The sequence below is a fragment of the Kitasatospora sp. NPDC056731 genome (assembly GCF_040687675.1).
Taxonomy (GTDB): Bacteria; Actinomycetota; Actinomycetes; order Streptomycetales; family Streptomycetaceae; genus Kitasatospora.
Window position 1 is genome coordinate 38,470 of record NZ_JBFBNR010000022.1, and the last position, 23,798, is coordinate 62,267.

The following is a 23,798-nucleotide window of genomic DNA, read 5'->3' on the forward strand; positions in this document are numbered from 1 at the left end:
ACCCGCCGACTCCCAGGCCCACTTACCGGCCTCGTTCGCCACGCTCGCACCCACGGCGCCGAAAACAGCGGCCACCGCCGACAGCGACACCGGCTCCAACACCCCACACCCCCTGGTCCATCGCGGCACCCGACCAGCACCGCCGCACCCTCGCGTCCGGCCCCACGGTAGCCTGCCGAACCCCACCACGGGCGCGCACCAGCCCGCTTGCCCACAGCCGGATCCGCTTCCGTTCCCTCCCCCCGCCGCACCTCCCCCGCCGAACCGATCGCCCCGCAGAACGCCCCACCACTCACGTTCGCCCCGGAGCCCCCGCACCGCCGGCTCGGCGCCACCGCCTCCAAGCCCTGCCTGCCGAGCACCTGACCATCAACGCCCTGACCGGCCTGCCCAAGGCCCCCGGGCTGACAGACCGGCGACCTCGTGTAGGTGCGAAGGCGGGGCCGCAGCAGCAGGTTGCGGCGGCCCTTCGACCGACGGCTGCGACCCCCGGTTGGCCCCTGGCAATATGAGCACAGTCCGACGGCTCACCGGGGCCGTTCGCGTGCTGTCAGCCCGCGGCCAGGCCCGCCAGGGCCTGCTCGATCGGCAAGGTACCGGAGGTGACGTCGAGGGCGCGGTTCCGGGCGGCCTCGTGGGAGAGGGCGGCCACCACGACGGCAGCGAGGTCGTCGCGGGGGATGCTTCCGTCGGGCAGCGCGGGGGCGAGGGCGATGCGCCCGCCGCCACTGCGGTCGGTGAGGCCGCCCGGGCGCAGGACTGTCCACTCCAGGCCGGAGCGAGCGAGCACGAGGTCGGCCTCGTACTTGGCGCGCAGGTAGGAGCGGAAGCCCAGCGGTGCCTGGTCGGCGCGGTCCGCCGGCATGGCGGAGACCTGGACGTAACGGCGGACGCCGGTAACCTGGGCGGCCTCCACAGCGGCGATCGCTCCGTCGCGGTCCACCCTGAGGAGGTCGCGCGAGCGGGGGCTGGACACCCCGGCACAGTTCACCACGGCATCGCTGCCGGTCAGGAGCTCGGCCAGGGCGGTGGTCCCCGCGGTCAGGTCGCCGAGGACCGGGGCCGACCCCTGTTGCCCGCCGGTCCCGGTGCGCTTGCGGTCGCGCGAGACCGCACGGACCTGGTGACCCGCGGCGAGCAGCAGGGAGACGACCCGGGAGCCGGTCCGGCCGGTCGCGCCGAACACAGTGATGATCACGATTTACGTCCTTGGGGGTGTCACGAGCGGTCGATGGCGTCGGCAGGGTCCGCGGCGGAGATCGGCCCGGGTGCCAGGGTGGCGTTCCAACTGGCCAGCAGCCGCAGCGCGGTGGCCGCGTCGGAGCCCGCCTCGGCGGCGTACGCGATGAGCTTCTGCTCCGGGTCCTCCGCCAGCTGGAACGTGCTGAAGTGGAGCTTGACCGGCCCGACTTCGGAGTGCCGGAAGGTCTTGGTGCCGAACGTCCTGGACTTGACGTCGTGCCCCGCCCACCAGTTGCGGAACTCCGGGCTCCGGAGCGACAGGTCGCCGACCAGTCCGGCCAGCCGGGGGTCGTCGAAGTGGCGCCCGACCTCCAGCCGGAGGTTGCCCACCACGTTCCTGGCGATGTGCTCCCACTCCGGATAGATCTCCCGGGCGCGCTCGTCCAGGAACACCAGCCGGGCCAGGTTGCGCTCCTTCGGGGTCAGCGCCGGGAAGTCCGCGACCAGCGCCCGAGCCATCTCGTTCCACGCGAGGACGTCCAGCCGGCGTCCGACGATGTAGGCGGGGACGTCGGTCAGCGCGTCGAGCATGATCCGCAGCCCCGGCCGGACGCGCTGCTGCGCCGGTTCCCGCGACGCCTGACGAGAGGGCTGAGCGAGATTCCGGAAGTGCTCCTGCTCGTGCTGGTCCAACCGCAGCGCGCCGGCCAGCGACTCGATCACGCTGTCCGAGACCCGGCGGATCCGGCCCTGCTCGACCCGGGTGTAGTAGTCGACGCTGATTCCGGCCAGTTGGGCCAGCTCCTCCCGGCGCAGTCCTGCGACCCGGCGGACTCCGGGGACCGGCACCACGCCGACCTCCTCGGGCCGCAGGCGCGCGCGTCGGGTCCGAAGGAACTCGCTGAGTTCGGCGCTCGGGTTCATATGGTCGAGTATCGCCCGGCTCCCCGCTCCCAGCCTGGCCCAGTTTTGACCAGGCTGCGGAACCGGGCCCTGGGGCATGCTGATCTGGACTGCGCCTGCCAGCAGATGACTGATCGTCACGCACATGGCATGAAGCGGCATGTGACACATGGGGGTTATGGAGATGCCGAGGAGCACTGGCGCCGCCGTCACGTCGGCGGCCGATTACCTGGACAGCCGTAGGGCCGACATCCTGCGGACGTACCGGGCCGGTCTGCGGGAGATCGGCAGCGTACTGGACAGCCAGGAGGATACCTGGCAGGAGCTGGAGCGTCAGGCCGGCCAGGTGATCAGCGTCTGCGTGGCAACGCTCGCCCGGGGAGTGCCCGTCCCGGACCGGATGGCGTCCGACCCCCTGGAGCTGATCAACGCGGGGCGGGCGGTGCGCCACCTGCACCCCATCGAGGCCCTGCGGGCGAATTCGCTGCTCTTCGACGTGATCATGGCGGAGATCACCAAGGCGTTGGACAGGCACCCGAACTCCGAGGACCTGCTCGGAACTATGGCCCACGTGCTGAACCGGAGCGTCAATCAGCGCGCCGAGGCCATGATGACGGGCTACGACGCCTTCCTCTACCGCCGGTTCAAGGACGGCCACCTCGCCGAGCGGCGCCGGCTCGCCCGCGAGATCCACGACCACATCAGCAACAGCGTGAGCGCCGCCCTGCGGGGCCTCGAACTGTACGAGATCTACCGTGACAACGCGCCGACGGTCGCCGCCGATCGGTTCGACCAGGCCCGGGCGGTGCTGTTGGAAGCGCTCTCCGCCATGCACAGCACCATCGCCGAACTGCGGATGTTCAATCCTCCGGGCACGGTGGCGAGCGGTCTCCAGACCTTCCTGGCCTCGGTCCAGAACGGCGGCATGGTCGACATCCGGGTCACCGGGAACGAGTGCTGGCTGCCCGTCGAGCACCGCGAGCAGATCTTCGTGATCATCCGTGAGGCGCTGCGGAACATCTTCGCCCACTCCCACGCCACCAGGGCGACCGTCCGGCTGGACGTCACGCCCCACTGTGCCCGGGTGGTGATCGAGGACGAGGGCGTGGGGTTCGACGTCGCCACCGTCCTCGCGCAGGGCCGTTCGCACGGGCTGGCGTCGATGCACGAACGGACCGAGCTGCTCTGCGGCCGAATGCGGCTCGCCAGCGTCCCTGACGTGGGAACGGTGATCGACCTCTCGATCCCGCTGCCGCCGTGCGAGTGCGACCACGAGGACCAGCCTGGTAACACGATGCCTAGGCAGAGTTGAGCACTGGTTGTGGCGAGCGCCCGACGGAACGCTGGTGGATGCCCGGCCGGAGCAGCCAGGCCGGGACCGACAGCGCGAGATTCGGAGTTCCATGTCCACATCCCACAACGCACCGCAACACTCGGCAGGCCGCCCGGCGGGCGAAGGCGGCTGGCTGGAGACGGTCGAGACGATCGCCGGCGCACCGGCGGCCGGGCCCGACGAGCTGCAGCACGTCAAGGTGCTGAAGGTCGGCCCGGCCGAGGCGACCAGGGTGCTGGTCCTGCTCGGCGGCCGGGAGGGCGCGGCCGGCGGATTCCGCGTCCTGGCCCGTGAACTCGCCCGCACCGTACCTGGGCTTCAGGTCTGGGCGGTGGACCGGCGGGAGCAGAACCTCGCCGACCTCCGGGACTACCAGGCCGACCTGAACACCGCCATCGACTACTACCTCGGCGGGAAGTACACCAGCCTGGAGGGTTCCGGCGCACCGTTCGCCGGCTCCTGGGGGCTCGACGTACTGCTTCGGGACGTCCGGCAGGTGGTCAAGGCGGCAGCCGACGGTGGGCGACGCGACGTCGTCCTCGGTGGCCACTCGGTCGGCGGCGCCGCCGTCGCCCACTATGCCGCGTGGGACTTCGACGGGACCCCGGGCTACCTCGACCTGTCCGGACTGGTGCAGATCGACGGCGGCGTCCGGGATGCCTTCAAGGGCGCGGGAATGGAGTTCTCGCTGACCGCCCAGGACGCCATCGGCTGGCGGAGCGTCATCGCCGACGGCTCCGTGTTCGAGAACGCGACGAGCTTGGCCGTCCGGGCGGGCGACCGTCCGCAGGACGCCGCCATCCTCTACCATCTGGCCGCCCGCTGCGCCCTCGCCGACCCGCACGGCCCCGCCCTGCTCACCCGCGGGCTCCCGGCGGCCTACGCGACGGACGGTCCGCTGACCAACGCCGGCCTCTTCGGCAAGCTCGTCGACGCCGCCGTCGGCCACCCCGGGTACGCCGTGCACTCGGGACGGCTCGGCCAGGACGGGAACTGGATCGACGACGGCCCGACGCCGCTCGCCCGGGTCGCCGAAGCCCACGCGGAGGGTCCGTCCGGGGCCTTCATCTGGTACACCCTGAACCGCGTGATGCTCGACTACGTAGCCGGCAACGCCTTCACGGACAACGACGTCACCCGGGAACTCGGCCTGCGCCTGCACCACGTTGAGGCCATCGACATCCCGCTGTACGCCTTCGGGAGCAGCCTGACCAACGGTACGGTGGCCGCCGCCGCGGAGCAGCTGGGGGCGAGCACCGCGATCCCCGCGGTCACCACATACACCGACCTGGAGCTGACGCACCAGGACCTGCTGTACGCCGTCCCCGAGCAGAACCGCCTCCTGCGCACCCTGGTCGAGTTCCTGCGGACGCTCCCGCGTCGCTGACCGGCCCACCGAGCTCCGGGCGACCCCTGCGCCCGGTGACACCTTCCGGGCCCGCCCCGGGGCGGGCCCGGAAGGCCCCCTCCTCAGACCGCTCCGTCCACACGCCCCTCACGCCAGGGAGTCGACCCACCATGAGCTCTTCACCGCCGGGCGGCACCACACAGCCCCGGCAACGACTGGTCCTGCTCACGATCTGTCTCGCCGTCCTGATGGTCCCAGTGTCGCTGAGCGGCACCTCGCTGGCCCTCCCGGCGATCAGCCGGTCGCTGGACGCCGACATCGTCCCGCTGCAGTGGGCGGTCAACGCCTACAACGTGACGGCGGCCAGCTTCATGCTGGCGGCCGGGTCACTGGCCGACATCATCGGCCGGCGCAGGATGTTCGTGATCGGCACCACCCTGTTCGCCGCCGGTTCGCTCGCCTGCTCACTAGCCGGCGACATCTACCTGCTCGACGTCGCGCGCGCGGTGGCCGGCATCGGTTCGGCCGCGATCCTCACCGCCGGCACCGCCGTCCTGGCGAGCACCTTCGACGGCCCGGCGCGCAACCAGGCGTTCGCCGTGACCGGTGTGGTCATCGGGGCCGGCCTCGCCCTCGGACCGACCACCTCCGGCTGGCTGATCTCCCTCATGGGCTGGCGCGGCATCTTCCTGACCCAGCTCGCCATCGCGGCCGTGGTGCTGCTGCTCGCCCGGATCATCCCGGAGTCCCGCAACCCGCAAGGCAGCAAGGTCGACTGGATCGGCACGGTGCTGTTCACCTCGGCCCTGTCGGTGCTGACCATCGCGGCCGCCGAGGGATCGCAACTCGGCTGGACCGGGCCGGAGACGATCGCGCTCGCGGTCCTCTTCGTGGTCCTGATGACGGCCTTCGTGCTGGCCGAGCGCCGGCGGGCCCAGCCGATGTTCGACCTCGGCCTCCTCGCCAGGCCGCGCTTCGTGGCCCTGTGCCTGCTGCCGGTGATCTTCTCCTTCGGCTTCGTCGGCCTGGTGGTGCTGGTGCCCTCGTATCTGATCGGCGCCGACGGCCTGTCGAGCGGCGACGCCGGCCTGACCATGCTGCTGCTCACCGGGCCCGTCCTGATCGTCCCGCTGCTGGCCTCCCGGATGCTCCAACGCGGCCTCTCCAGCCGGGTGCTGCTGACAGTCAGCCTGCTGGTCACCACCCTGGGGGTGGCCTGGCTGTCGGTCATCCACCCTGGCATCGGGCCGCTCGCCCTGGCCGGGCCGCTGCTGACCATCGGGGTGGGCCAGGGCCTGTCCTCCGGGCTGATGGACGGCGCCGCCGTCTCCGCCGTGGAACCGGCCCGGGCGGGCATGGCCGCGGGCATGTTCAATACCATGCGGCTGGCGGGCGAGGCGGTGGCGATCGCCGCCATGGGTGGGGTGCTGGTCTCGCTGATCAAGGGCCGGCTCGCGGACGGCATCGATGCCTTCGCGGGGAAGACCCCGAGCAGCGTCGGCAGCCTGGCCGACAGCGTCGCAAGCGGCGACCTCACCGGGCCGGCCGCCCAGGTGCCCGCCGCCGACCGGGGCGCGTTCACGGACCTGCTGGCCAACGGTTACACCGGTGCGATGCACACCATCCTCTGGGTGGTGGTCGGCCTCTGCGCCGTCGCCACGGTCGCGGTGTGGTTCCTGCTCGCCGAACGCCGCGCGGACGAGCCGAACGAGCCGAACGAGCCGGCGAAGGCGCCGGCGAAGGCGCCAGCCGCGGAGCCCGCAGGCCGGTAGCCGCCCCGGCCGGGGAACGCGAGGGGCACCCGCCGGGCCGATGGCCCGACGGGTGCCCCTCGCCGCGGGTCGTGGAGAGTGGATCAGTGCCCCATCCCGTGGCCGCCGCCGACCGGGACGACCGCGCCGGTGACGAAGCTCGCCTCCTCGCTGGCCAGGAAGCGGACCACAGCGGCCACCTCGGCCGCGGTGCCCGGGCGGCGCAGTGCCGTCCTGGCGACCAGCTCGGCGCGGCGTTCCGGTGTGAGGTGGGCGATCATGTCGGTCTCGATCAGCCCGGGTGCCACCACGTTGACCGTGATGTTGCGCCGGCCGAGCTCCCAGCACATCGACCGGGCCAAGCCGATCAGGGCGGACTTGGAGGCGGCGTAGTTGGTCTGGCCGGGCGAGCCCGCCATCCCGACCGTGGAGGACACCAGGAGCACCCTGCCCCACCGTGCCGTGGCCATCCGGACGGCCGCCCTACGGGCCACCCGGAACGCCCCCATCAGGTTGGTCTCGATGACGGCCGCGAAGTCCTCCTCGGACATCCCGAGCATCAGCATGTCCCGGGTCGCGCCGGCGTTGGCCACCAGCACCTCCACCGGTCCCTGCTGGGCTTCCACCTCGGCGAAGGCCCGCTCGACCGACTGCGGGTCGGTGACGTCACACCGTACGCCGAACAGGCCGGCCGGCGGCTCCCCGGACCGGTAGGTGACCGCGACCTTCTCACCGGCCTCCGCGAAGGTACGGGCGACCTCAAGCCCGATTCCGCGGTTGCCACCGGTGACCAGTACGGAACGACTCATCGCTTCCCCTCCTGGGCGGATACCGACAGGTCCGCCGGAGCCTCGCCCCCGGCGTCGGTGAGACCGGCCAGCCGGGCCAGGGCCTCGGCCGTGCCGGTGAAGTGCACGGCGTGCCAGCCCGCTGCCCGGGCGCCCGTGCAGTTGGCGCCCAGGTCGTCGACCAGGAGGCACTCCTCGGGCCTCAACCCGAGGCGCTCGGCGGCCAGTCGGAAGATCCCGGGCTCCGGCTTGCGGTGCCCGACCTGGAAAGAGAGCACGATCTCGTCGAACAGCTCGACCGGGACCATCCGCCGCCAGTGCTCGTCCCAGCCGGGCACCATGTTGGACAGCACGCCAATCCGGTACCCGGCGTCGCGGAGCTCTGCAAGCCGCGCCAGCCACGGTTCGTTGACCTGGCGGTCGGTGAACCACTTGGCGGCGAAGTCGGAGAGGTCGACCACCGCGCCGTGTTCGGTCCGCAGCACCTCCTCCACCTGCCGGGACCACTCCGACTCCGAGACCAGGGGCGTGTCCAGCGGGGCCATCACATCGGTGCCGTACCGCGCCGCCACCTCGTACATGGCCCGCCGGAGCAGCTCCGGCTCCAGTCCCATCGGACGGCAGAACGCCGCCATGGTCACCTCGATCGGCGGGGTCAGCACGCCCCCGAAGTCGGTCCTCGGATACGCCGTGAACTGCGACGCCGCGCACATGGTGCACCCCGACCCGACCAGCATCGCGAACTGCATCCGGCAGGCGCACCGGAACGCGGGGATCGAGCCCGACCAGGTCGACTACATCTGCGCGCACGGCACCGGCACCCCCACCAACGACGCCACCGAGGTACGGGCGGTCCACGAGGTGTTCGGGGACCGGCTGCCACCGATCAGTTCGATCAAGTCGATGATCGGCCACACCATGGGGGCCGCCAGCGGTTTCGGTGCGCTGGTCTGCTGCAAGGCCTTGGAGGGCGACTTCCTCCCCCCGACGGCCAACGTGCGGACCGTCGACCCCGCGCTGGGACCGGGGCTCGACTGCGTCCCCGGGCAGGCCCGGCCCGCCCGGCTCGACGTGGTGCAGAACCACGGCTTCGCCTTCGGCGGGAACAACGCCATCACTGTTCTGGGGAGGTTGACGTAATGCCGAAGACCCTTCCTCGGGGGACGGTCGAGCCCCTCGCGATCACCGGCGCCGGCGTGGTGTCGGCAGCCGGGCTCGGCCTGGCGGCGCTCGGTGACGCGATCGCCGGGAAGCCGCTCGCCGACTCGCCGCCGGCCGACCCGCAGCCGGGCGACTACCCGGCTGGCCCGATGAGGCCCGTGCCGCCGGTGGACTTCGCCGAGCACCTCGGCAGAAAAGGGCTGCGCCACCTGGACCGGACCACCAAACTCGGCCTACTGGCCTGCAAGTTGGCCTTGGACAGCACCGACGACCAGGCCTCGGATCCGGCCACTGGCGTGGTCATGGGCACCAGCACCGGGAGCATCCGCAGCACTGCGGAGTTCTGCCGGGACACCCTGGTCCACGACCGTCCGTACCTGGTGGACGCCGGCTCGTTCCCGAACACGGTCATGAACTGCTGCGCCGGCCAGATCGCTATCCGCTACGGCCTGCACGGCGTGAACGCGACCCTCGCGGGCGGCCAGCTGTCCAGCGTGCTCGCCCTCCGGTACGCGCGCAACGCCCTGGTCGGGCGGCAGTCCCCACGCCTGCTGGTCGGCGGCGTGGAGGAGCTCGGACCGCAATCGGCCTGGGCTTGGCACCTCGCGGGCGGTCTGGCGCCCGAGGCGGGGCTGGGCGAGGGGTGCGCGGTGTTCTCCGTTTCCGGCGCCCCGGAGGCGGCTCCGGACGGCGGAACCGCGGACCCTGCCGGAGACGGTCGACCGGCCGCCCCGCCACTCGCCTGGCTGCTCGCCTGCGAGGTCGCCTATCTGGGAGGCGAAGTCCATCGGGGCCGCCTAGCCGAGGGCCTGGCCGGGGTGATCGCGCGGGCGATGCGGCGGAGCGGCGTTCGCCCCGAGGAGGTCGACCTCGTCTCCATGGGCGCCTGCGGCCACCGCGGACTGCGGCGCATCGAGGAGCGCGCCGTGACCGCGGCGCTGGAGCGGGTGCCCGAACGGGTCCTGCGCGCCGGGGAAGCGATCGGCGAGTGCTACAGCGCGGCCGGCGCCCTGCAACTGGCCGCCCTGCTGGGCGAATGGCAGGAAAGGCCGGACTCGGCCGGCCGGGTCGGGCTCGTCACCGCGGTCGGATCGGACGGGAATGCTGGATGTGTCGTGGTGCGCGCACCGGCTCCGGTCGGCTGATCAGCGAGGCCTCGACAGCCTTGTTCACCGCGTCGATCCGGGAAACCGCGTCGAGCTTGCGGAAGACGTTGCGCAGGTGGAGCTTTACGGTGCCCTCCGCGATCGACAGCCGCGCCGCGATCTGACGGTTGCTCATGGCGCCCGCGACCAGCGCCAGGACCTCCTGCTCGCGGGTCGACAGCAGTTCGGCGTCGCCGACGGCCGGGGCCAGCTGGATGCTGTTCCTTGTCACGGAGAGGATCACCCGGTCGCGGTCCTGCCAGACGCCCCTGATGGCGGCGGCGAGATCGTGCTGGCTGATGGTCTTGTGCAGGTAGCCGCGGATGCCCAGTTCGAGCAGTTCCTGGATGAGTCTCGGGTCCGCGTACATGCTGAGGATGATCACCTGCGTCCGGGGCGAGGCCTCACGCAGCCGGCGCACGGTGAGCAGCGGTTTGCTGCCGGGCATCTCGATGTCCAACAGCGCGATGTCCGGCTTGATCCTGGCGCTCAGTGCGACCGCATCGGACCCGTCCCCTGCCTGCGCGATCACATCGAAGTCGGACTGCGCGGAGAGCACCTCACACAGCACCTCGCGTAACAGCGTGTGATCGTCGGCGACAAGGATGCGGATAGGGCTTTCCATCGTTGAAATCACAGACAATCCTCCCGTAGGGAATGTTTCCAATCCCAAAGCCTGCCTTTCCCACATCATAACCCGCCGATCAACCCTCCAGCCTCTCATTCGACTGGCGCGTCTCAGCCGGTCGAAAACTAGCCATCCGGCACGGAACGGCCCCGTGTAAGAAAGTTCACGAGAACTCTGCGTTTGAAATCCTATGCGCCCTGCATTCATGGAAGATTTCCGAAAGGATTCATGATGTCTGATTCATCCGGCGTTCTCGTCGTCGGCGCCGGCCCGACCGGTCTGACCCTCGCCGTCGAACTGCTCTCCCGAGGTACCTCGGTACGTGTGGTCGACCGCGCCGAACGCCCGCACCCGCACTCCCGCGCGCTCGTACTCTGGCCCCGCGCCCTCGAGGTGCTCGACCGGCTCGGGGCCGGAGCGGCTCTGGCCGGGCAGTCGATGCCCATCCACGGCCAGGTCTACTACTCCGGCGGCAGCCGCAAGGCCAGGGTCGACTTCGAACGGCTGGCCGGGTCCCGTTTCACCTCTCCGGTATCAATCCCACAACTGGAAACCGAAAAGGCTCTGCGGGAACGATTTGCGGAAATGGGCGGGCAAATCGAGTTCGGCGTCGAATTGGCCGACCTGAAAGATACCGGCGAGAAGGTCGAGGCGACGCTGGTATCCGCGGGATCAGACCGGGCCGAAACCGTCCAGACTGATTGGCTGGTGGGCTGCGACGGGGCGCACAGCAAGGTCCGTGAACTCATCGAGGTCAGCTTCGAGGGCGCGCCGTACGAACAGAAGTTCGTACTCGCCGACGGAGCCTGCGCCACCTCGCTGGCCCACGACGAAGCCCACCACTTCATGACCGACACGGGCGTCCTGACCGTCCTGGGCCTACCCGGAGGCGGCTACCGGGTCGTCGCCAGTGTCGCCGCGGACATGAAGATCGACGACCCGGTCGCCTTCGTCCAGACGGCCGCCGCCGAACGCTGCCCGGTGCCGCTCCAGTTGCTCGGGAAGCAGCGGACCGGGGACTTCCGGGTCCAGCGGCGACTGGCCGGCGCCTTCAAGGTCGGCAGGGTCCTGATCCTTGGCGACGCGGCCCACGTCAACAGCCCGGTCGGCGCCCAGGGGCTCAACACTGGTATCGAGGACGCCCACGGGCTCGGCTGGCGGCTCACCCAGGTGCAACGAGGCATTCACTCCGAGGAGGTGCTGGAGGAATGGGCCGCCGAGCGGCGCCACATGGCCGGTATCGTGGTCGCCGACACCGACCGGCAGACCCGGATGTGGATGCTGACCGGCCGGCGAGCCACCGTCCGCGACCTCGCCCTCGCGGCGGCCCAGCGCACCGGGCTTCTCAACCGCTACATGCCCGCCAGGTTCGCCCAGTTGAGCAACTCCTACCCGAGCGACGGGCCCGGCATCGGCTCGCTGCGGGCCGGCATGCGCCTGCCCGACGTCCGCTTCGAAGGCGGGTGGCTGCGGGACCTGCTGTCGCCGGACGACCTGCTGCTGCTGATCCTCCCCGCCGACCGGCGCGACCCCGGCCGGCTCGCGTCGGCCCGGCGACTGGTCTCGCGGGTACGGGACCATGCCGCCTCCAGCCCGGTCGGGATCCGTCAGGTCGTCCTGTCCCGGCGGGCGGGCGCCACCGACCCCGCGGACTCCACCGGCGCGGCGCACTCCGCGCTGGGAGCCCGCGAACCGAGCGTGATCCTGGTCCGTCCGGACGGGATCATCGCGCTGGCCTGCCCGTTCGACGATCCCCGGATCGCCCGCCGGATCCGGGAGCTGGCCCCCGCCCGACGCACGCCACAACTGTCGGCCGACCCCGGTATGACCCTCCTCCACCCCGGCCCCACCCGCCCTCCGGGCCCGCGGGGTGCGACGCACCGGGTCGTGCTGGTACACCACGCCGGCGGGTCTGACGTGGAGTACCGGCGGTGGGCCCGGTACTTCCCGCCCGACTGGGACGTCTTGGCCGTCGGGCTGCCCGGCCGGGGCGGCTCCCGCGGAGCACCGGTCGTGCGCACCATCGCGGAGCTGAGCGACCGGCTCGTCACCGAACTCTCCTCGCTGCCCGACCGGCCACTCGCCCTGTTCGGCCACAGCATGGGCGCGCTGGTCTGCTACGACCTGGCCCGCACCCTGATCGCCCACGGCCTGCCTGCGCCACTGTGGCTCGGCGTCTCCGCACACCCCGGCCCCGCCCACCACGTCGGCGGCCGGGCCGACCCGACCGCCCTGCCCAGCGAGGAACTGCGGGCGCTGGTCAGCGAGTGGGGCGGGCTGGAGCCCCGCCTCCTCGCCGATGACACCCTCTGGTCCTTCGTCGAGCCTCCCCTGCGCCAGGACCTGGATCTGGTGGCCTCCTGGTCGCGGGACCGGCTCGGCGCCCCGCTACCCATCCCCCTGACCGCCTTCTGCGGCTCCGCGGACCGCCTCGCCCGTCCGGCCCAGGCCGCCAGCTGGGCCGAGCACACCGACCACTTCCTCGGCCTCAGAGTGCGGACCGGGGGCCACTTCTACTTCCGCGGCGACGTCCGGACCGTCATCGACCAGATCGTGTTCGAGATCCGCTCAGCCGCCCGGCACAACACAGTTCGCCAGTCCCGCCGACGGCCCAGGAGCCGATCAGTGTGAAGGAACGATCAGCGTGAAGGAACGAACCGCCGCAACCCTCCGCCGCACGGACGAGGACCGCCCCGTCCCCGACGTCCTCAGCATCGACCCCTACGGCGAGCTCGTACGGCTCGGCCTGCTGCCCGGAGCCCGCAACGACACCCGCCCCGCCACACCGGCGGCTCCGCGCGCCGAACGGCTCCCACCCGAGTAGCCGCGCCGCTTCTCCGACGACGCGTCGGCATGCGGACGGTCCGCCAGCGTTCACTTCGCACACAAGCGCCCGTTTTGGCCCATCGGCGCCCATGAGCGCTCATCGCGTGTGGTCCCAAAGCGGTCCCCAGGCCGACCGCCCCACCGCAGCTACCGTCGGCAACCAAGATCTGCCACCCCTTCAGCAAGCGTCGTCGAGCAAGCCCGACAGCCGCTGCGCAGACGGCGCTGGCCGGCTCACGGGATCGGCGCCTGCAGGCGGATCACGGTCGCTTACCACCGGCTGCGGATCGTGATCTTCCGCGCGGTGTGTCGTCTTGTGCGTGTCCTCTCCGGCTGGTTCTGACGTGCCTCGCGCACCGTCCCGTGCGCTCTGCCACCACGCCCGACTGGACGGCGAACCCTGGTCCCGGATCACCCGGTCCGAGAGAAGGGGAGTGGACCGCAGGCTCTACGTCCGCTGGACCCTCGCCGCCGTCAACAACGGGCGGCTCCCTCCCGGCGGTCCCAAGACCGAGGCCAGCCGCACCTGGATCAGTCTCTTCCCCGGAGTCATGACGCCCTCCAGGTGGGGAGGTGAGGTTCACGGGCGCCGTGGTGGTCGGCAGCGCAGCGATGTGGTGTAGCAGTGACCGAACCCTCGGAGTGAACGGACAGGTCGTTTGACTGCGTCTGCTCGTCGACTGGTTGCATCATGTGCACAGAGCCGACACGGCGGCGACCAAGATCCCCGACAGAGTCACGCTCAGTCGGCCCCACTGTCACGGGCGGCAGTGCTCGGCGGGACGGGCTCCGGGGCCGGCACCCGGCGCCGCCTTCTCCAGGCACCCTGCCGATCCCCGGCAGGCAAGGCCCCGCACCCGGCACACTCGAACGAAGACCTTGCCTGTCGCGTACAGCTACGGCCGCCCGGTCAGGACCAGGCCTGGCGGCCCCCGGCGTCAACCGGGCTGATCAACCACCACTCTTGCGGCGGAAGTTGCGCTTGCCGCCCACCGCGCCGTGGGCGCCGTGGATCTTCGAGTCGCCATTCGGGCCGCCGGCCGCGCTATCGGACTTGGCGCCGCGCTTGCGCTCCAGAGCGGCGAGGAACTGGGCCTTGACGTCGTCCTGGGCGGCGGGCGCGGGAGCCTCGGCAGCCTCCGTGGCCTCCGGGCTCTCGGCGCTCTTGGGGTTCTTGGGGTTCTCAGATGACTCCACGTCGCTGCTCATGCAGAACCTCTTCCTTAAGGGATGGTGGCGGTTGATGACTTCACGCACACCATGTCATGCCCAAGCTTCCCATCTGCGGGTGGTACCGATCCTGTACGGACAGAACCTGCACGCCCGCCCCCGTCCTCAGGACCCGGCCGAATCTCTCCGGCAGGGCCCTGACAGGTTACCCGCAAGTAGAAATAGCGGGGGGGTAGTGCGCTGCGGGGGTGGTCGAGTGAGGGCATTCGGTGAGCTTCTACTGGGTTTCGCCAGGCCGCTGCACTGAGCTGGCCGAGGCAGCCAGGTTAGCCGCCAGGTCCATCAGGCATCCGGAGCGGGGCCGCCGGGAGCGGCCGCAGCGTCGCACGGTGGAACTGCTGGTGTCGACGCTGGGGCCGGTCGAGGCCGGTCGGAGCGGGGGCGCCGACCCTCTCTACGCCGACCTCGCCGACCTCGCCGACCTCATGATCGGCACCGGCATCCGCAAAGGCGAGGCACTCGCCCTGCACGACCTGCACGACCTGCACCACCTCGCCGCCAGTTTCGCCCTGGCCGCGGGTGTGCCCCTGCCCGTGATCTCCAAGACCCTGCGCCACCGCACTCTGTCGACGACCGCGAACATCTACGCCGACCACACCGTCCTCGGACACCCCGTCTGCCGCGCCCAGCGGCCCCTGGCGCCCGCGCCCGCGCGGCAACTGCCCGCATACCAGCAGGCGCGAACAGAAGAACCGTCCGCGCCCTAGCCGATGTGGCCCGGCGACCACCGTGCGACCACCAGCTGACGCAAAAACAGAAAGAGCCGGCACTCGGTTTCCCAAGTACCGGCCCTCACAACCGACTTCACAGTCGGGACGACAGGATTTGAACCTGCGACCCCTTGACCCCCACAGCCAAGGGGTTCAACTATCGTCGGCAGCAGAGGCCTCGCGGCCTCGGCTTTTTTGCTGCTCAATCATCCTGGGGAACGCGTGAGTTGGGACTTCTCGACGGAAGCGCCGGCGCAGAGAGCTGACAGTTGCTCAGTGTTTACTTCGTGCAGAAGTGTCCGTTTCGGACCATCGGCGCCCATAGGCGCTCATCAGGTGTGGTCCCAAAGTGGTCCCCAGGCCGACCGCCCCGCCACGGCTACTGCCCGTGATCGAGACCTGTCGGAGGAGAAGCTCATGGGACAGCGTGCGCAGCGTGGCCGGGCGTACCGGCGGTGTGGTTGTTCGGACGGTAACCGGAAGCAGCTGGGTCCGTGGTGCCCGCTGCTGGCCGGGGATTTGAGGCACAGGACGTGGACGTATGCGATGGATCTGGCGAAGGAGGAGGGCCGGCGTCGGGTCCGCCGCCGGGGCGGTTTCGCCAGCCATGCGGAGGCGTTGCGGGAGATGCGGGCGGTGTTGGACGGTGAGCTGCGCGGGGTGTACGAGAACCGCCGAACCAAGGTGGCGAGTTACCCGCGCGAGTGGCTGGTCACGAGGCGGGCGCACCTGTCGCCGAGCACCTACGCCGGCTACGTGGCGTGGGTCGAGCGCGACCTGATCCCGGCGTTCGGCCACATCCGGCTGCTCGACCTTCGTCCCCATCACGTTGACGAGTGGATCGCCGCCCAGCTGGAGGCCGGGCGCGGCCGCGTCCACGCTGCGCAACGCGCTGAACGACGCCGTCTCCTCCTGGCGGCTGCGCTACAACCCGGCCAAGCACTCCGTCTCGCCAAAGCCCCGCGCCGCCGTGCGTACCTGCTGGACTCCGGAAGAGGTCGCGAGCTTCCTGCGGCACAACGCCGAGCAGTACGCCGACCAGCTCACCGACCTGTTCGGGGTCATCCTTGATACTGGCTTGCGCCGCGGCGAGGTCCTCGCCCTGCACTGGTTGGACGTCCACCTCATGGACCGCCCGCTCTTCGTCCGCTGGACGCTCGCCGCCGTCAACAACAACGGCCTGGCCTTCGGCCGGCCCAAGACCGAGGCCAGCCGAGCCTGGATCAGCTTCTCCCCCAGAGAACGGGAATTTCGGGGCCACGCCGCCCGACAGCCTATTATCGCTTCCTGGGCCTGCGGACCTGATCCCCGGCTCACCAGGTACGGAGAGGCGTCACCCGGCCTGCTGCCGATGCGTACCCGAGGAAACACGTGAGCACCGTACAGTCGATCCCCGTCCCGCAGGTCCTTCATGAGGCCGGCCGCCGACGGACCTTCGCTGTGATCAGCCATCCGGACGCGGGCAAGTCCACGCTCACCGAGGCGCTGGCGCTGCACGCTCGGGCGATCACTTCTGCCGGTGCGGTGCACGCCAAGGGTGACCGACGCGGCGTGACCAGCGACTGGATGGAATTGGAACGCGAGCGCGGTATCTCGGTGACCTCGGCCGCATTGCAGTTCGGCTATCGCGGCCACGTGATGAACCTGGTCGACACCCCCGGCCACGCCGATTTCTCCGAGGACACCTACCGGGTGCTGGCCGCCGTCGACTGCGCGATCATGCTGGTCGACGCGGCCAAGGGCCTGGAGGAGCAGACCCGCAAGCTTTTCGCGGTCTGCCGCCATCGCGGCGTCCCCGTGATCACCTTCATCAACAAGTGGGACCGGCGCGGCCAGGATGCACTCACCCTGCTTGAGGACATCGAGACGCACCTCGGGATCACCCCCGTCCCGGTCGTCTGGCCGGTGGGCAGCGCGGGCAACCTGCGCGGCCTGGTCGAAGCGGGGAACACCGAGCAGATGCTGCGCTACACCAAGGTGCCGGCCGGCACGCACGCCGCCCTCGAGGAGCAGCTCACCTCCGAGAAGGCCGCCGAGCAGGAGGGCGAAGCCTGGACGACCGCGCTGGAGGAGCTGGAGCTGGTGCTCTCGTCCGGCCCCGGCTACGACCAGGAGGCCTTCGAGGCCGGCAAGATCAGCCCGGTCTTCTTCGGCGCCGCGCTGACCAACATCGGTGTGAAGCTCCTGCTGGACGCCGTGGTCGACCTCGCTCCGGCTCCCGGGCCCCGCCAGCTGGCCAAGGGCGGCAGCCGCGAGGTCGGCGAGGAGTTCTCCGGCCTGGTGTTCAAGATCCAGGCGAACATGGACCCGGCCCATCGCGACCGGATCGCCTTCGTCCGAGTCTGCTCCGGCGTCTTCGAGCGCGGCATGCACGTCACCCGGGCGGCCAGCGGCCGCTCGTTCGCAACCAAGTACGCGCACACCGTCTTCGGAGCCGAGCGCACCGTGGTCGACACCGCGTACCCCGGCGATGTGGTCGGCCTGATCAACGCGAGCGCGCTGCGGGTCGGCGACACCCTCTTCACCGGCAAGAAGACCGAGTTTCCCCCGCTGCCCGCCTTCGCCCCCGAGTACTTCGCGGTGGCACGGCCCAAGGACATCAGCCGGTCCAAGCAGTTCCGCAAGGGCGTCGCCCAACTCGACGAGGAAGGCGTGATCCAGGTGCTGGTCTCCGACCGGCGTGGCGACCAGGCGCCGGTCATGGCTGCGGTCGGCCCGATGCAGTTCGATGTGATCCTGCACCGGATGGAGCACGAGTTCTCTTCCCCAATCGCCCTCGACCAGCTCTCCTACCGCTTGGCCCGGATCACTGACGCCGACGGCGCCGCTGCCCTGGCCAAAGCCCGCCTGATCAACGGCGAGGTGCTCACCCGCCGCTCGGATGACGTGCTGCTGGCCTTGTTCGCCGACAAGTGGCAGCTGAACGCCTTCCAGCGCGCCCAACCCGACATCCTGCTCCAGCCGCTGATCGCCACGGCGGACTGATCGCCGACCTCTCGGCCCGGCGGCCGCCGTCAACGAGCTGCTGCGCGGCCTGCTCGGGCAGTTGGCCGACTGGCAGCAGTCGCTCGGCGAGCCGGGCCGCGCGCTCACCACGGCAACCGAAGGCCGACCGCTACCCGGCTGGGCCACCGACGCCGGCCGGACCGAGGACGTCGGGTGGCGCCAGGGCCGCCCCGCGTTGCTCGAGGCCGTCGCACGCCACCACCACGCTCACCTGCTCGCCGCCATCGTCGGGCTCGGCGGTGAGCTGGAGCTCCCGGCTACCCGCAACGGGCGCTTCAGGGGCACGGTCGTCCCAGAGGGCTGCGCGGTCAGCGCCGGCCGCCGCCGATGCGGCGGTCGTCGGCCAGTGCGGTGAGCGGACCGTACTCGCAGGCAAGCTCGTTCCACGTCAGAACCTCGCCACAGCGGGCCGGGAACTCCTTCGGGTCGAACTCGGGCATGGTCCAGGTGCCAGTGCTCCGGTCCCGCAGCCACAGGTCCCCGTCACCGTCGACCACAGTCGGCGGGGCCGGTACGGGCTCGGCCTGATCGGTGGGCTCCCAGGTGACCCGGCCCGGGTGGGAAGCGCGGCGCAGCTCTGTGGTGGCCAGCCGCGCGGCCAAGTCACGGGTGGACTCCTCGGCGTCCTTGACCGACGCGAGTCGGAATGCGTCGTCGAGTACGGGCAGGGCTGGATTCTTGCTGCGCTTTGAACTCATACGCTGACTTACCTCCGGTGGGGGGCGTCACATCCGTTATGGCACCCCGTAGAGGAACACGGTATCCGAGGCGGGAGCCAGGCCAGCTACGCCCTTTCAAGAGCACCTCTTCCTCCGACCCTCACCGCGACGGTCTTCAGCCAACGCAGCAGGAGGCGGTTTGGAGTTTCCCTCCGCGGGGGCGACTCCGAGGGGCCAAAACCCTCATCACTGTGCAACATCATCCAGTTGCTACCGGCCTACACCGGCAGACCCTTTCCGTTCAGCCGGGCTGACCACCCCGCCGCGGCTGCTGCCGGTGATCGAGATCTGTCGGACCTTCAGCAAATACCGCCGTGCGATCCCGACAGCCGTTGCGTCGACGGCGCTAGCCGGCTCCCAGGTCCGGCTCCAGCGAGCAGATCATGGTCCCCTACCCACCGACTACGGATCGTGATCTTCCGAGCGGTGTGTCGTCTTGAGCGTGTCTTCGCCGTCTGGTTCTGAGTGCTTCGCGCTTCGCCTCGCACGCTCTGTCGCCACACCCGACACAGCAACCACTCTTGCCCCAGAGGCACCACCCAGTCCAAGAGAAGGGGAAGCTCATGGGACAGCGTGCGCAGCGTGGCCGGGTCTACCGGCGATGTGGTTGTACGGGCGGGCACGGGAAGCAGCTGGGTCCGTCGTGTGTGCGGCTGCTGGAGGAGGCGGGTCACGGGTCGTGGACGTACTGCGTCGACCTGGCCCCGGAGGACGGGAAGCGAAAGACCCGTCGGCGGGGTGGGTTCGCCAGCCGCGCGGAGGCGATCCGGGAGATGAGGGCGGTGCTGGACGGTGAGCTGCGCGGCGTGTACGAGGACCGCCGCGTGACCGTGGCGAGTTTCCTGCGGCAGTGGCTGGCGGTGAAGAAGGAGGAGCTCGCGCCGAACACGTACGCCGGCTACGAGGCGTGTGTGGAGCGGGACCTGATCCCCGCCTTCGGCCACTACCGTCTCCCGGACCTGCGCCCCAAGCACATCGCGCGCTGGATCGCCGCCCAGCGCAAGGCCAAGCGCGGCAAGGTCACCGTCTACCGGATCGTCTCCACCCTTCGCAACGCCCTCAACCACGCGGTGCGCTCCTGGGGGCTGCGCTACAACCCGGCCAAGCACTCCGTCCCGGCCAGGCCCCGCGCCGCCGAGCGCAGCTGTTGGACCCCCGACGAGGCAGCCGCGTTCCTGCACCACAACGCCGAGCACTACGCCGATCAGCTGACTGACCTGTTCGAGGTCATGCTCGGCACCGGCATGCGCCGCGGCGAGATTCTCGCCCTGCACTGGTCCGACGTGCACCTCATGGACCGCAAGCTCTACGTCCGCTCGACCCTCGCCGCCATCGACAACGGGAAGATCCACCTCCGCGAGCCCAAGACCGAGGCCGGCCGCGCCTGGATCAGCCTCTCCCCCAGAGTCATCGCAGCCCTCCACCGCCAGGCCGCAATCCAGATGACCACCCACCCCGACGGCCGGCTCGAAGGCCTCGTCTTCGCCCGCCCCGGCGGCACACCGCTGCGGCCCCAGTGGGTCCTCGACCAGCTCCGCAAACGAACCGCCGAACTCGACCTCCCCAAGATCGGGCTGCACGACCTGCGCCACACCGCCGCCAGCATCATGATCGCCGAGAACATCCACCTCGCCGTCATCTCCAAGACCCTGCGCCACGCCACCCTCGCGACCACGATCAACCTCTACGGCCACCTCTTCAAGGACTCCGCCGACCAGGCCGTCAACGCCCTCGCCCGAGCACTCGACCAAGCCCAGGCAGACCGGCTCCGAGCCGTACCCCGTGGCGACGACGACCTGCCACTCGCCGCATAGCCGGTAGCCGCAGGCGGAGTCCCTCGCCGGTCTGGCGGCCCTGGAACCGGGGGCATCTCTGGCTGGAACGCCGGTCAGAGATGCCCGAGCCTCGCATCGTAAGCTGAACCGCTCCCGGCCTCTGACGTGGCGGAGGCAGCAGGGAGCCGGACCCATGCCCCAGGAGAGAAACCGTGCACGTACCGAACCTCGTCGGTGACTGGCAGGAGTACGACGAGGCCTTCGCTGGCGTCCGGATACGTGTGTACGACTTGAAACGTGTCGACCCCCCGAAGTACCGCCATGACGACGCGAAAGGCCTGACTTACTTCGGGTTTAGCGTTACGGTCGAGAACCGCGCCGAAGAATACTTCACCATCGACCTCGACCGGTGGGGGCTCGATGTACGCATCGGCAAGAACGGCGAAAGCGCGCTCGTCGACGAGTCCAACTCGAAACTCATCCGCGGGTTCAACGTCTACCCGATGCACCGTGCGACGGCCAGCATCCTCGGCGCCGGACTCGCTTCGAAGCTCAAGACGATGGACATCCAGGTGGGACTCCACATCGATGGCGTTCAAGCGCGCCGGTATGTATGGGCAGGTGGCATGGGAGTGCACGAGCAGTCCACGGGACGCGGTCTGCGTCCAAGCACCGCTCGGACCAGCATCGCCTCCGAAGTCACCCGCTTCCTTGAAGGGGAGTCCGAAAGCAGGTAGCACTCACAGGGCCGAAGCCTGTCATTCAATGAGAGGCTTTTCCGCACCTTTAACCTGCGCGTTTCAGCTTGGGCTGGACCGGATCGTGGGCGGAAACGCGAAAGTGCCTTCTGAACTGGGACGATGAGGCTTGTCTAAGGTCTCCGTCGTACCAGCAGGAAGGCACTTTCTGCGTGCACACTACCCGGTCACGCCCCAAGCTTGTCGTCAGCGCTGACGGGCACGGGGTCGTCAGCCACGCCGGATCGCGCCTGCTGGCGGATCTGGCCGATGCCACCACACTGACCAGTGTCTTCACCGACGCTCTTCGACGGCTCAGACCGCGCGGGACCGGACACGCTCCCGGCCGCGTCGCTGTCGACCTGGCGGTGATGCTCGCCGACGGCGGTGAAGCAATCCGGGACCTGGCCCTGCTGCGCGACCAGCACCAGGTGTTCGGCCCGGTCGCCTCCACCCCCACCGCCTGGCGCGTCCTGGCGGGCATCGACACCGCGGCCCTGAGCGCGCTGCGGGCCGCCCGGGCCAGGGCCCGCGAAGTCGCCTGGCTGCAGGCCGCCGAGACCAGGGACGGGATACCGCCGGCCCGCGCCGGAGGGCGCCAACTGCCCGGCCTGGTCCTGGACATCGACGCCACCCTGGTCACCTGCCACTCCGAGAAGGAACAGGCCGCCGCCACCTACAAGCGCGGCTTCGGCCACCACCCGATGCTCTGCTTCCCCGACAACACAGGCGAAGCCCTGGCCGGTCTCCTGCGACCCGGCAACGCCGGCGCCAACACCGCCGCCGACCACATCACGGTCATCGACGCGGCCCTCGCACAGATCCCCGACGCCCACCGCCACGGCACCCCGATCCTCATCCGCACCGACAGCGCGGGCAGCGCCAAGGCCTTCCTGACCCACCTGCGCGGCATGCGACAGCGCGGCATCCAGACCACCTTCTCCGTCGGACACGCCGTCACCGCCGAATTCCGCAAGGCCATCCGGGCCCTGCCCGAGCCGGTCTGGCACCCCGCCCTGGAACAGGACGGCTCCCTTCGCACCGGGGCAGAGGTCGCGGAACTGACCGGCCTGGTCGACCTCGCCGGCCACCCGGACGGCACCCGGGCCATCGTGCGACGCGAGCGGCCCCACCCCGGTGCCCAACTCTCGCTCTTCGACCAGGACGAAGGGATGCGCCACCAGGTCTTCCTCACCGACACGCCCGTCGCCGGCGGCGGCTCCCTGCAACACCTGGAGGTCCGCCACCGCGCCCACGCCAGAGTCGAGGACCACATCCGCTGCGGCAAGACCACCGGCTTCGGGCGCTTCCCCTCCCGCCACTTCGCGATCAACGCGGCCTGGCTGGAGCTGTCCCTGACCGCCATCGACCTGCTCGTCTGGGCCCGGACCCTGCTGCTGGACGGCGAGCTGGCCACCGCCGAACCGAAGAAGCTCCGCTACCGGATCCTGCACGCCGCGGCCCGGATCACCCGCGCCGCACGCCGCATCCGCCTGCGAATCGCCTCAACCTGGCCCTGGCGCAACGAGCTCACCCTCGCTTTCACCCGCCTCGCCGCGCTGCCCCGACCGGTGACCTGACCCGGCGACACCGCCGCTGACCACCCACGACCCGAGGACCAAGGAGCACCCGACCACGCGTCGGGCCCCCGGCATGCCCACCCCACCGCGACACGTCGAGCACCACCGCCTGAGAGATCAACCCGGCTCAGCCAGCCCCGACCGAAACGCGGAGGCTAACACCGGCCCGCTCAAACTGCTGACCGAGTACCAGACCCCGGCCGCGATCCGCCGCGTCGGCGTCGCGCGGCTGACGAAGTGGCTGGCCAACCGCAAGGTCCGTAACGCCAGAGCCTTGGCAGAAGCGGCCGTCGAGGCCGCCCAGCGCCAGCACACCTCCGTCCCCGGGGAGAAGACCATTGCCAGGCTGGTCCACACCCTGGCCGAGGGGGTGATGGCTCTCAACGAGCAGATCGCCGAGATGGACAAGCTCATCGAGGGCCGGTTTCGCGAGCACGAACTCGCCGCAATAGTCGAGAGCGTCCCCGGCATCGGCACCGTCCTCGGCGCCGAGTTCCTGGCCGGCGTCGGCGGCAGCCTTGACAGCTTCGCCTCCCCGGACGCCTTGGCGGCCTTCGCCGGCGTTGCCCCCGCGCCACGCGACTCGGGCAAGGTCAGCGGCAACCTGCACCGGCCGACCGTCTACCACCGCAGGCTCCAACGAGTCTTCTATACCTCGGCGTTGGTAAGCATCCGCTGCGACCCGAACTCGCGAGCGTTCTACGACCGTAAGCGCGCTGAGGGAAAGAAGCACGTCCAGGCAGTGCTAGCCCTGGCCCGCCGACGTGTCAACGTCCTGTGGGCGCTGATCCGCGACAGACGGTGCTACCACGTCACACCCCCGATGACCGAGACGGCTTGACAACGACATTAGGAAGCGGTGGTCTTCGGGCGGCATCCCACAGCTGCTCCGACGACATCGCCGGTTCGCTCGTGACCTGGAAGCCGTAGTCGCCCAGACGCCGGCCCAGCCCCTGCAGCCCCAAGACTGAAAGCA

The 23,798-nt window shown here is 70.3% G+C and carries 19 protein-coding genes and 4 pseudogenes; 16 read left to right on the top strand and 7 right to left on the bottom strand.

The features are described 5' to 3' along the window. Positions 1-550: 550 nt before the first annotated feature. Both AB0R04_RS23015 and AB0R04_RS23020 read right to left on the bottom strand, forming a co-directional pair. Positions 551-1,198 carry an SDR family oxidoreductase gene (locus AB0R04_RS23015; RefSeq protein ID WP_363374075.1) on the bottom strand — a complete coding sequence of 216 codons (648 nt, stop codon included), beginning with the start codon at positions 1,196-1,198 and terminating at the stop codon, positions 551-553. A 20-nt stretch (positions 1,199-1,218) separates the two neighbouring features. Further along, positions 1,219-2,106, bottom strand: coding sequence for a helix-turn-helix transcriptional regulator (locus AB0R04_RS23020; RefSeq protein WP_363374078.1), 888 nt, complete (start codon positions 2,104-2,106; stop codon positions 1,219-1,221). A 163-nt stretch (positions 2,107-2,269) separates the two neighbouring features. Between AB0R04_RS23020 and AB0R04_RS23025 the strand changes: the two genes are divergently transcribed. From AB0R04_RS23025 to AB0R04_RS23035, 3 genes are all read left to right on the top strand, one after another. Then, the gene (locus tag AB0R04_RS23025) at positions 2,270-3,397 is read left to right on the top strand and encodes a histidine kinase (RefSeq protein WP_363374081.1); all 1,128 of its coding nucleotides are present in this window, start codon (positions 2,270-2,272) and stop codon (positions 3,395-3,397) included. 91 nt (positions 3,398-3,488) lie between these two features. Next, on the top strand, positions 3,489-4,805 hold the full coding sequence (locus tag AB0R04_RS23030) for an alpha/beta hydrolase (RefSeq protein ID WP_363374084.1): 1,317 nt from the start codon (positions 3,489-3,491) through the stop codon (positions 4,803-4,805). A 131-nt stretch (positions 4,806-4,936) separates the two neighbouring features. Then, positions 4,937-6,538 carry an MFS transporter gene (locus tag AB0R04_RS23035; protein WP_363374086.1) on the top strand — a complete coding sequence of 534 codons (1,602 nt, stop codon included), beginning with the start codon at positions 4,937-4,939 and terminating at the stop codon, positions 6,536-6,538. An 83-nt stretch (positions 6,539-6,621) separates the two neighbouring features. Here the strand turns inward: AB0R04_RS23035 and fabG are convergent, their stop codons facing one another. Both fabG and AB0R04_RS23045 read right to left on the bottom strand, forming a co-directional pair. Next, complete coding sequence (fabG, locus tag AB0R04_RS23040) at positions 6,622-7,326, bottom strand: 3-oxoacyl-ACP reductase FabG (RefSeq protein WP_363374089.1); 705 nt, start codon at positions 7,324-7,326, stop codon at positions 6,622-6,624. After that, positions 7,323-7,967 carry an HAD family phosphatase gene (locus AB0R04_RS23045; protein ID WP_363374091.1) on the bottom strand — a complete coding sequence of 215 codons (645 nt, stop codon included), beginning with the start codon at positions 7,965-7,967 and terminating at the stop codon, positions 7,323-7,325. Before AB0R04_RS23045 ends, fabG begins: the two co-directional genes overlap by 4 nt. Before the next feature lie 13 nt (positions 7,968-7,980). Here AB0R04_RS23045 and AB0R04_RS23050 point away from each other — a divergent pair. Then, positions 7,981-8,445, top strand: a pseudogene (locus AB0R04_RS23050) (beta-ketoacyl-[acyl-carrier-protein] synthase family protein); the annotation flags it as partial. After that, a complete protein-coding gene (locus AB0R04_RS23055; RefSeq protein WP_363374094.1) occupies positions 8,445-9,611 on the top strand; it encodes a beta-ketoacyl synthase N-terminal-like domain-containing protein in 1,167 nt (388 codons plus the stop codon). The pseudogene AB0R04_RS23050 and the gene AB0R04_RS23055, both read left to right, overlap by 1 nt. Here the strand turns inward: AB0R04_RS23055 and AB0R04_RS23060 are convergent. Continuing rightward, the gene (locus tag AB0R04_RS23060) at positions 9,544-10,236 is read right to left on the bottom strand and encodes a response regulator transcription factor (protein WP_363374097.1); all 693 of its coding nucleotides are present in this window, start codon (positions 10,234-10,236) and stop codon (positions 9,544-9,546) included. The two genes, AB0R04_RS23055 and AB0R04_RS23060, sit on opposite strands and share 68 nt — an antisense overlap. A 234-nt stretch (positions 10,237-10,470) precedes the next feature. Between AB0R04_RS23060 and AB0R04_RS23065 the strand changes: the two genes are divergently transcribed. Together AB0R04_RS23065 and AB0R04_RS23070 are read left to right on the top strand one after the other, a co-directional pair. Continuing rightward, a complete protein-coding gene (locus AB0R04_RS23065; RefSeq protein ID WP_363374099.1) occupies positions 10,471-12,870 on the top strand; it encodes an FAD-dependent monooxygenase in 2,400 nt (799 codons plus the stop codon). A gap of 13 nt (positions 12,871-12,883) precedes the next feature. Beyond that, a complete protein-coding gene (locus AB0R04_RS23070; RefSeq protein WP_363374102.1) occupies positions 12,884-13,063 on the top strand; it encodes a hypothetical protein in 180 nt (59 codons plus the stop codon). Between the two features lie 953 nt (positions 13,064-14,016). Here the strand turns inward: AB0R04_RS23070 and AB0R04_RS23075 are convergent. After that, positions 14,017-14,274 carry a DUF5302 domain-containing protein gene (locus AB0R04_RS23075; protein ID WP_363374105.1) on the bottom strand — a complete coding sequence of 86 codons (258 nt, stop codon included), beginning with the start codon at positions 14,272-14,274 and terminating at the stop codon, positions 14,017-14,019. A gap of 350 nt (positions 14,275-14,624) precedes the next feature. Between AB0R04_RS23075 and AB0R04_RS23080 the strand changes: the two genes are divergently transcribed. From AB0R04_RS23080 to AB0R04_RS23095, 4 genes and pseudogenes are all read left to right on the top strand, one after another. Next, a complete protein-coding gene (locus AB0R04_RS23080; RefSeq protein ID WP_363374108.1) occupies positions 14,625-15,002 on the top strand; it encodes a hypothetical protein in 378 nt (125 codons plus the stop codon). A 630-nt stretch (positions 15,003-15,632) separates the two neighbouring features. After that, positions 15,633-15,791: pseudogene (locus AB0R04_RS23085) on the top strand (hypothetical protein); the annotation flags it as partial. Positions 15,792-15,834: 43 nt separating this feature from the next. After that, positions 15,835-16,380 (top strand): hypothetical protein, encoded by a 546-nt coding sequence (locus AB0R04_RS23090; RefSeq protein ID WP_363374240.1) that lies wholly within the window; start codon positions 15,835-15,837, stop codon positions 16,378-16,380. Continuing rightward, the gene (locus tag AB0R04_RS23095; protein WP_363374111.1) at positions 16,377-17,990 is read left to right on the top strand and encodes a peptide chain release factor 3; all 1,614 of its coding nucleotides are present in this window, start codon (positions 16,377-16,379) and stop codon (positions 17,988-17,990) included. Before AB0R04_RS23090 ends, AB0R04_RS23095 begins: the two co-directional genes overlap by 4 nt. Positions 17,991-18,319: 329 nt before the next feature. Here the strand turns inward: AB0R04_RS23095 and AB0R04_RS23100 are convergent, their stop codons facing one another. Next, positions 18,320-18,709: a hypothetical protein gene (locus AB0R04_RS23100; RefSeq protein WP_363374114.1), complete on the bottom strand. Its 390-nt coding sequence runs from the start codon at positions 18,707-18,709 to the stop codon at positions 18,320-18,322. Between the two features lie 584 nt (positions 18,710-19,293). Here AB0R04_RS23100 and AB0R04_RS23105 point away from each other — a divergent pair. From AB0R04_RS23105 to AB0R04_RS23125, 5 genes and pseudogenes are all read left to right on the top strand, one after another. After that, a pseudogene (locus AB0R04_RS23105) lies at positions 19,294-19,503 on the top strand (Arm DNA-binding domain-containing protein); the annotation flags it as partial. Next, positions 19,504-20,544 (top strand): site-specific integrase, encoded by a 1,041-nt coding sequence (locus tag AB0R04_RS23110; protein WP_363374224.1) that lies wholly within the window; start codon positions 19,504-19,506, stop codon positions 20,542-20,544. 173 nt (positions 20,545-20,717) lie between these two features. Continuing rightward, complete coding sequence (locus tag AB0R04_RS23115; RefSeq protein WP_363374116.1) at positions 20,718-21,242, top strand: hypothetical protein; 525 nt, start codon at positions 20,718-20,720, stop codon at positions 21,240-21,242. A 173-nt stretch (positions 21,243-21,415) separates the two neighbouring features. Beyond that, entirely contained in the window at positions 21,416-22,822 is a 1,407-nt protein-coding gene (locus tag AB0R04_RS23120; protein ID WP_363374119.1) for an IS1380 family transposase, read from the top strand. 157 nt (positions 22,823-22,979) lie between these two features. After that, a pseudogene (locus AB0R04_RS23125) lies at positions 22,980-23,663 on the top strand (transposase); the annotation flags it as partial. Positions 23,664-23,798: the final 135 nt, after the last annotated feature.